This window comes from Sphingomonas melonis DAPP-PG 224, from assembly GCF_000379045.1.
Taxonomy (GTDB): domain Bacteria; phylum Pseudomonadota; class Alphaproteobacteria; order Sphingomonadales; family Sphingomonadaceae; genus Sphingomonas; species Sphingomonas aquatilis.
The window spans coordinates 185692-193709 of the sequence record NZ_KB900606.1 but is presented as its reverse complement, the minus strand read 5'-3'; the positions used below and the strand labels follow the sequence as shown (position 1 = coordinate 193709).

Sequence of the window (8018 nt, the reverse complement as noted above, 5' to 3'; positions counted from 1 at the left end):
CCCCTTCGCCTGACCTAACCGGGGGCCGAGAGGCCCCCTCCCCTTCCGGTCTTCGTCGAGAGGCGTGGCGGGCATCGAGCCCGCCCCGCCCCGCCTTGCTCAGGCATCGATCTCGATGAGGTCGCCTCGCGGCGTCTCGACCTGGTGGTGCATCGGACCGGCATAGGGTTTGACAAGGGCCAGCGCCTCGTCGGCGCTTCCGTCGAGCCACGTCAGCAGGTCACAGGGCCGCAGGATCACCGGCATCGCTTTGGGGTGCCACGGCCGCACGACCTCGTTCGGCTCGGTCGTGCCGAACGCGAACGCCTCCCCGCGCTCCGTCGGCCGCCAAAGTCCGGCAAAGAAGCCGATCGGCTGGTCGGGCAGCGAGAACCACATCTGCTTGGGCAGATTGTCGTCGCCCTTCCCGCCCTCCGGATGCGGCTCGGCAAAGTGGGTGAATGGTACGATGCAGCGCCGGTCCGGCGTGTTCAGCGACGGCTTCCACATGTTCGATGACAGGTTGCGCGCGTTGGTCACGTACTTGTCGAGTTTCACCTCGGGATCGCGCTTGCTGGGGATCCTGGTCGGGAAACCCCACTCCATGAGCACCATCTCGAGCGGGCGATTGCCGCCGGGCGACCGGCGCACCACGGGCCCGTGTCGCGCCGTCTTCTTGCCGGTCGGGAAGATCTCGCGCGCAGGCGGGAAGACCTCGTCGGGCGCGAAAGGCGGCTCGACCCCGCAGGCCCGCATCACGGCCGCCTGCTTTGCGGAAATGCGGTACCGATTACACACCGGGGCGCCTCCGCATGCCTATCGCAGCGCCGCCCGCGGCGGTGCCGCGGCTTCGAAGCTCGTTACGAGAGCCGGGTCGCGGAGCAGCGCCGTCCACGCGCGGCCATAGGTCCGAGAGGCGAGATAGAAGGTCGAGCCGACACACCCGACCATGCGGCATCGCTCCAACCTGTCGATCAGCGAATGGCCAGGGCCGAACCGGGCAACGACGTCCTCGAGCTCGACCCTGAGCAACGTACCGCACGTTCCACAGCGGCTGCGGACCAGCGCATTCATCGCCAGCATGGTCCCGGCGCTATCCATCCAGCGGGGCCAAAGGCTGATGATATCGGCTTCGGTCTCCATCGTGCCGACGATAGCGAACGACCTTCGCGTGCGTCCAGCGGCAAGGCTTCGATCAGGTCTCCCCTCGCCACCGATCCGGGGGGCGTTCGGGCTCCAACGTCCTCGCCGCGGCGCGCGCCTGTGCAAGCCTCGCCATGCGGGCTTCTCCACTCCGTTGCGACCCTTGCGGGTGCACAGGCGCGGCTATGCACCCGGCTGTCCTGTCGCCTGTCGAACGGCCCCGATCGGCGGGGCCTGAGGCAAGGAGACCAACATGTCCGAGCAGACACCCCCGTCCTCGCGCCGGGAGATCGCCCACGACGAGATCGCGCGGCTCAACGACGGATTACGTGCCCACCTCACCAGCCCCGGCAACAACCGCGTGGTGATGACGGCCGGCATCGCCGAGCTGATCGGCGACGTCGCCCTGTTCCGCGGGTTTCGCAAGCGCGCCGAGCTGCTCCGCATCATCCGCGACTATGATGCCTTCAACGTCGACAACGATCCCCACGGCCACCGCGACCTTGGCCTGTTCGAGTTCGAGGGAGCGAGGTGCCTCTGGAAGATCGACTACTACGATCGTGATCTCGCTTATGGCTCGGAGGACCCATCCGATCCGTACACGACGGTGCGGGTGCTAACGATCCTGCGAGCCGACGAATACTAGCCCCCTCCCCTCGCCCCGGCGGTCAGCCGCCGGGGCTCAATCCCGAGCGTCGATCAAGCGCCGCGCCTCACCGCGAGGCGCCGCCTGGCGCGATAGACACCGCGTATTCCGGACCGACCTCTCGAGCTCCACTCGCCCGCCACGTCGGACAGGTTCGAATCGGTTCGCATGTCGCTCCGGCTCGCCGCTGAGTGCGACCGGATGCCTCGCCGGCGCTGCCGTGAGCCGAACCGTCCGAACCGTCGTAACCGCCCGAACCGCAAAAAGCGCTGTAACCGATATAACCGATGTAACCGGTATAACCGCTGCGACGTGCTGGAGCGGTGCCGTGAACCTGGGAGCGCGCGATGTGCGCTGGTCGGCCACGATCGTGACACTCGATCGATGCGCTACCGTAGGCGCCTGCCTCGTCTGCCCGGTTCGGTGTGAGCGCCCGACCTGCTGTAACCGTGTCCGCCCCCTGGCCCCTATGCCGCGCCGTAATTCCTTGGTGCGGAGCCAGGCGCTTCTATTCGTCGGCGGTGAGGTGGTGCTGCACCGATGGCGCTTACGGGTCATGCAAGGACGAACCGTGGTTTGTCTCCGCTATCTCCGCACGGTTATGTGCGTCGCATGTGGTCGCCGTCCCCCACCGCTCCGCGAAGGCGAGTATCTTTGGTCGGTTGAGGTGTCGAAAGAAGGACGTGGATTCCACGAAGGTGCCCCCTCCCCGCTCCGCGAGGTCCCCTAGTCCGTTCCAACCAGCTCGCAGCGTCTCCCCTGTAACCGTAGCGTCCGCCCTAACCGCTCGGTGCGCTGTAAGCGCAGCGTCTCTGTGGTGAGCACCATCGCGCCGCGACCTCGCCCATCGGGAACGCCGATCGCGATAGGTGTCGGCCGGCAAACGGGTTGCTGGCAGCTTGCGATCACGCTGGTGATGGCAGGCGCGCTGCGAGCGTACGGAGACCTGTAACCGCGCGAACGCATGTGAGCTCCCGGAGCGCCGAGGCGAGTGCGGGTGGTTTGAAGTGTCGCTTGCCGCGATCAGGTGGAGGGCGCGGCGCGCTGCCCGGTGGGGGCGGGGCAGGGCATCGGCGGCAGCCGCGACGTCCGGCCAGATTCCATTCGGCACCGAGTGCTGTAACCGCCGTAACGCACCGCTCGCAAGTGTTCGTCATCTCCGCTGTGTCGCGCCAATCCGCTCCAAGCGCTTCAGCCAGCTGTTCCACTACGATCCCATGACTCTCGCGGGTCTGTGGTGCGCGTGATCCAGCCGCGGTCCTGAAACGACGAGGGCAGGCGACCACGGAGTCGATAGCGGCACCTGCCGGCTTTCGGTCTCGTAGCGCGCCAGCTTCCGACCGTGGGTTGAGAGCAGGTCTCTGCGAGCGCGCGGAGATCTGTAACCGCCCGAACGCATGTGAGCGCCGGCAGCATGGTATGCCGCTTATGCTGGTTGGTTTTACGGTGAGTGGGTCGCAAGGGGGGAGGGCTAGCGCCTCTCCAACTCCGTCGACCCCATTGGTGCTCATTACCCACGGAGCGTTGTAACCGCGATAACACATTGCTCCGAGGGGTCCGTCAGCTCCGCTGTATCTTGCCGAACCGTGCGGAGCGTTCTAACCTGCTGCTCCGCTATAACCGCAGGCTCTCCGGAGGTTTGGAATGCCCGTGATCACGCTGCTGTCCCCGAAAGGGGGCGTGGGCAAGACGACCACCGCACTGCTTCTCGCGACCGAGCTCGCCGCTCAGGACGCAAACGTCATACTTATCGACGCCGACCCGAACTTCCCGCTCGCGAAATGGGCCGCCTTGCCGGGCAAGCCGGACAACATCGAGGTCGTGGAAGAGATCGATGAGGAGACGATCATCGACACGATCACGGAGGCTCGCAAGCGCGCCAAGTTCGTGATTGTCGATCTCGAGGGCAGGGCGTCTGGCCGCGTCACCAATGCCCTTCTCGTGTCCAATCTTGCGCTGATACCGATGCAAGGTTCTGCGCTGGATTCGAACGAGGCGGCGCGCGCCTTCAAGAATGTGCGGCAGGTGTCGAAGCACCGCGACAAGCCGCTGAAGTTCGCCGCCGTCCTGGCGAAAACTCAGGCTTCCGATCGCCTGTGGCCACGCGACCTGAAGCAGATCATCGCCGGTTTGCAGGACGCGGGCATCCCGGTGATCAACACCGCGCTCGCCGATCGTGGGGCATTCCGCGCGCTGTTCAGCCTGGGTGGCACCCTCGCAACCCTGAAGAACAGCGATGTCGGCTCGCTGACGACGGCACGCTCCAACGCCGCCGCCTTCACCCTCGACGTCCTGAACCTGCTCAACGAAAAGGTTTCGGCATGACCGATCGCAGCACACGCCCAGGCCTCGCAAACTTCGCCCTGGACGACGAGGACGAGATCCCCGTGCCGACGGCTCAGCAGCGGGCTGCCGCGAGGGAAGGGGGGGAGCGACTAGGGTTCAAATCCGAGCCAACCGACGCGACGCCGAAGCGGGCTCCGGCGCCCGCAAGGGCTGCGGTCTACACCGCGAACTTCCACATCCGAACCACGCCCGAGGACCGGGACCGGTACGACGACTTCGCCTATCGCCATCGCATGAAGAAGGGGGAGGCGATGCGCCTGCTCCTCGACCTTGCCGAGGAGGCGGAGGCCGCACGCGCCAAGAAGAAGTAACAGAGCGACCAGAGGTTCTCAGCGCCGATCGTCTTGCCAGGAGCGGGGTGGGGAAGGGGCCTTCAGCGCCCAAGCCCGACAGAGCCGGTCATCCGACGCCAAACCGTGTCATCAAATGGGCCTCGGGTGAGACAACAGGGGCGCGCGCTTCCGGCACCCGCGCTCGGGACATGTGAGGAGCCCTTGCACTCCTGAGAAGCAGGGCCCTTCCTTCTCCGGGTCACACGGATGGCGCGTCAAACTGCTCGGAACTCTGACAGGTGATCGGCGATCGCCTTTCCCCCGTGCTGCCCGATCGCATTCGCAATGGTCCTCGCTTCCTGCTTGGTCAGGGCTGCGATCTTGACGCGCTCGAGAGCGGTGAGAAGCGTCGCGCGGCCGGCATCACGCGCGGTTTGCTCGGCCGCTTTTGCCCTTTCATCGAGTTCGGCCAGTTGCGCGCGCAGAGCCTCGCGACGTGCCTCGATGGCTGCAAGATCGTCGACTTTGGATGGGCGTGCCATGACGCAACCTCGCGGTTTGGTGAGACGATGTGATCAATTCGTCGTGACTTGCCGAAGATTGGTAGAGTGTCGGACGTTCGGTAAGCGTTGACGACAAGGCTGCCGATCAGCGCGCGCATCGACGAAGATCATGTACGTCGGCGATCCTCACGCATCCACTCCGCGTTTGGAGTGAAATCATTCCATCGCACTGATTGTTCTAGGCGGGTGAGGTTCATTATTGGGGATGGCAGGATATGCCATCTGGCACCAATGTTTACATTGGCCTCGATGGCGCCGCTGCACGGGGCTGTTGAACATGATCGTTTCGGCCAGAGTGTCGCATGAGCTTGCGGCGGAGATCGAGCGGGTCGCCGCCGCTCACGGCCAATCCAAGGCAGCTTGGATGGCCAATGTGCTGGCTCGGGCGGCGCTCGCACCCGAGAACGACAGGTTGCCCACGGCGGCCGGGGGAGGGGGCCACCCCGACGATCAGGTCCGGGTGACGATCCGCCTGAACCGGAGCGAGATCGAGGCGATCGACGCGGTCGGAGCGCCCATCGGCCTGTCGCGCAACGAGTGGATCAAGCGGGCGCTTCGCTGGCAACTATGGGATCACGCGGCCTGTCTTCGGCTCGCGCCGGCGACGCAAAGTGAGATCGGCAAGCTCCGGAAGCAGGTGCTCGCGATCGGCCGCAACATCAACCAGGCCGTCCACGCGATGAACGCCGCCAATCAGCCAGGGAGCACGCTCGACATCGCGCGGATCGCCGAGCCGTTCATCGAAACGTGCGGTGACCTGCGAACAGTGCTGCTCGCGATGCGCCGGTCTCTGGCCTCCTATGTCGGCGGTGAGGTCGGCTATTGGACCGAGGCGTTCGCGGACGTTCGTCGGTGAGTTTCCGGCTATCGTCCGGGACATTGGACACGATGGCCGGCGTGTTCGCGCCAACCAAGAAGCACCGCGTCCAAGGCGGGGGAGGGGACACGAAGGGCGCCAAATTGGGCGGGGCGATGATCGGTCTTGCCGTGGCATCCATGTTCCCGAAAGCGAGCACGACGACGACATTCTATCGGCCAAGCTCTCAAACCAAGCGGGCCTTCGGGGCCGGCTCGCACGCCGCCGCCAGCGGCCGCGCCATCGCGACGATGGAGCGCACCGCCCGGCGCGTGCCTGAGGTCATGGTGCGCATCACCGGGCGCCAGTGAGCAGCCCCCACCGGGTGGTCCGGGTTGTTAGTTAGTGCATTGTCGTCTCCGCCGCCATTGCCGGTCGGAGGTGGAGCGAAGCGGAACCGGAGGCCGGCAATGGCGGTGTCGCCGCTTCTGGTGCGGGTGGGCGGTAGCCCAAGCTGCTGTGCGGCCGGACGGTGTTGTAGTGGCATCGCCACGCCTCGATCAGCACTCTTGCCTCGGCGAGGCTATAGAAGATCTCGCCGTTGAGCAGTTCGTCACGCAGCGAGCCGTTGAAGCTCTCGTTGTAGCCGTTCTCCCACGGCGAGCCTGGCGCGATGTAGAGCGTCTTCACGCCAACCTGCCCAAGCCATTTCTGAACCGCGGTAGCGATGAACTCGCTGCCGTTATCCGACCTGATGTGCGCGGGCGGACCCCGCGCGATGAACAGGTCGGCAAGCGCCGCCAGCACGTCTTCGTGGCGGAGCTGGCGCGCGACGATCAGCGCCAGGCACTCCCTGCTGGCCTCGTCGATGATGGTGAGGATGCGGAACTTGCGCCCGTCGTGCGTGCGCGCTTCGACGAAGTCGTACGCCCAGACATGCCCCGGATACTCCGGTCGTAGCCGAATACACGAGCCATCGTTCAACCACAGGCGACCACGTTTCGGCTGCCGCTGGGGCACCTTCAGCCCCTCGCGTCGCCAGATCCGCTCCACCCGTTTGTGGTTCACAAACCATCCCGCCGCATGCAGCAGCGCTGTCACCCGGCGGTAGCCGTAGCGCCCGTACTGCTTGGCCAGCGCGACGATGTCGTCGGTCAGTGCCTGCTCGTCATCTGCCCCGCACGGCACCTTGCGCTGTGTCGACCGGTGCTGCCCAAGCACGCGGCACACGCGCCGCTCGGATACGTCCAGCACCTCTTTCACCTGGTCGATGCAGCGCCGGCGTCGCGCGGGGCTCAGAAGTTTCCCCGTGCAGCCTCCTGCAGGATCAGCTTGTCCAGTGTCAGGTCGGAGATCGCGCGGCGCAGCCGCAGGTTCTCCTTCTCCAGATCCTTCATCCGGCGAGCCTGATCCGTCTTCAGCCCACCGTATTCCTTGCGCCAGCGGTAGTAGGTCTGCTCGCTGACCGCGATCCGCCGACATGCCTCGGCGGTCGTGCCACCCTGGCCCAGCACGATCTCCACTTCACGCAGCTTCCCGATGATCTCCTCGGGCTTGTGCTTCTTGGCAGGCATTCGTCGTCCCTTCCTTGATCCAGACTGTCATAGTCGATGGACCACTCAGAAGGGGGCAGCTCACTTGACCGGTTTGCCGAGGCGGACGGGTGAGTAGCTTCCCCCGCCCCAGAACTTCCGGTTCTTCGACAGGAACACGGTCTGGAACCACAGGCCCCACAGCCGGAAGGCATTGAAGTCGTAATGGACGACCATGCGCGCCGGGAAATAGAGTGCACCGAACAGCGCGAGCGGGAAGAACGGATTGTGCATGATCCCCCAGAAGACCATGCAGACCATGATGATCGGGAGGATCGCCTCGAGCGGCAGCCCCATGAACACCGACGGCCTTGTCATGGCCAGGAAGACCTTGTCCTCCGCGAGCTTCTCGACCTCAGCCACCTGAGCTCATCCAGCCGACGATCGTTGTAGCCGAGAAGATGATGCCGATCCCGATCAGCACCGTGACGGCGCGCCCCCAGTCCATGCGGCCGGTGAGCTTGGCGTAGCCCACGGCCATAACGGCGATGATGCCCACCACCGACGCGACGGTGGTCATCCAATCTTTGATCGTTGTGAGGCCGGATTCGATCGCAGTACCCTGGGCGAGCGCTGGCTGCGTTAAAGACATGAAGGCCAGCACGCCGACGATCCCGACAATCTGGCGGGCGCGTCGATCCGACATCATCCGGCCCATCTTCGGTGTGAACTTCATACGAA

Annotated in this window: 11 protein-coding genes; 5 read left to right on the top strand and 6 right to left on the bottom strand. The window is 65.3% G+C overall.

Annotated features, from left to right (window positions below; translation table 11 throughout):
* Positions 1-99 precede the first annotated feature (99 nt).
* Both SPHME3_RS0119495 and SPHME3_RS0119490 read right to left on the bottom strand, forming a co-directional pair.
* Entirely contained in the window at positions 100-777 is a 678-nt protein-coding gene (locus SPHME3_RS0119495; RefSeq protein ID WP_269146963.1) for an SOS response-associated peptidase, read from the bottom strand.
* Positions 778-795: 18 nt separating this feature from the next.
* A complete protein-coding gene (locus SPHME3_RS0119490; protein WP_231376786.1) occupies positions 796-1080 on the bottom strand; it encodes a hypothetical protein in 285 nt (94 codons plus the stop codon).
* Positions 1081-1375: 295 nt separating this feature from the next.
* Here SPHME3_RS0119490 and SPHME3_RS0119485 point away from each other — a divergent pair, with 295 nt between their 5' ends.
* From SPHME3_RS0119485 to SPHME3_RS0119475, 3 genes are all read left to right on the top strand, one after another.
* Positions 1376-1768, top strand: a complete 393-nt coding sequence (locus tag SPHME3_RS0119485; RefSeq protein WP_018251310.1) for a DUF3768 domain-containing protein — start codon at positions 1376-1378, stop codon at positions 1766-1768.
* A 1644-nt stretch (positions 1769-3412) separates the two neighbouring features.
* Complete coding sequence (locus SPHME3_RS0119480; protein WP_018251309.1) at positions 3413-4093, top strand: ParA family protein; 681 nt, start codon at positions 3413-3415, stop codon at positions 4091-4093.
* Complete coding sequence (locus SPHME3_RS0119475; RefSeq protein ID WP_018251308.1) at positions 4090-4425, top strand: hypothetical protein; 336 nt, start codon at positions 4090-4092, stop codon at positions 4423-4425. Before SPHME3_RS0119480 ends, SPHME3_RS0119475 begins: the two co-directional genes overlap by 4 nt.
* A gap of 236 nt (positions 4426-4661) precedes the next feature.
* Here SPHME3_RS0119475 and SPHME3_RS20885 read toward each other — a convergent pair whose 3' ends face one another.
* A complete protein-coding gene (locus SPHME3_RS20885) occupies positions 4662-4928 on the bottom strand; it encodes a hypothetical protein (RefSeq protein WP_081614890.1) in 267 nt (88 codons plus the stop codon).
* 298 nt (positions 4929-5226) lie between these two features.
* On the opposite strand from SPHME3_RS20885, the gene SPHME3_RS0119465 reads away from it, so the two are divergent.
* Together SPHME3_RS0119465 and SPHME3_RS0119460 are read left to right on the top strand one after the other, a co-directional pair.
* Entirely contained in the window at positions 5227-5805 is a 579-nt protein-coding gene (locus SPHME3_RS0119465) for a hypothetical protein (RefSeq protein WP_026189152.1), read from the top strand.
* Positions 5806-5837: 32 nt separating this feature from the next.
* The gene (locus SPHME3_RS0119460) at positions 5838-6116 is read left to right on the top strand and encodes a hypothetical protein (protein WP_156021430.1); all 279 of its coding nucleotides are present in this window, start codon (positions 5838-5840) and stop codon (positions 6114-6116) included.
* A 31-nt stretch (positions 6117-6147) separates the two neighbouring features.
* Here SPHME3_RS0119460 and SPHME3_RS0119455 read toward each other — a convergent pair.
* The 3 genes from SPHME3_RS0119455 to SPHME3_RS0119440 all read right to left on the bottom strand — a co-directional run bounded on the left by SPHME3_RS0119455 (position 6148) and on the right by SPHME3_RS0119440 (position 8013).
* A protein-coding gene (locus SPHME3_RS0119455) for an IS3 family transposase (RefSeq protein ID WP_156002604.1) occupies positions 6148-7319 on the bottom strand; the annotation gives its coding sequence in 2 pieces (ribosomal slippage) (positions 6148-7055 and positions 7055-7319; 1173 coding nt in all).
* 60 nt (positions 7320-7379) lie between these two features.
* Positions 7380-7700, bottom strand: a complete 321-nt coding sequence (locus SPHME3_RS0119445) for a type IV secretion system protein VirB3 (RefSeq protein WP_018251304.1) — start codon at positions 7698-7700, stop codon at positions 7380-7382.
* Complete coding sequence (locus SPHME3_RS0119440; RefSeq protein WP_018251303.1) at positions 7693-8013, bottom strand: TrbC/VirB2 family protein; 321 nt, start codon at positions 8011-8013, stop codon at positions 7693-7695. The genes SPHME3_RS0119445 and SPHME3_RS0119440 overlap by 8 nt, the downstream gene beginning before the upstream one ends.
* Positions 8014-8018 lie beyond the last annotated feature (5 nt).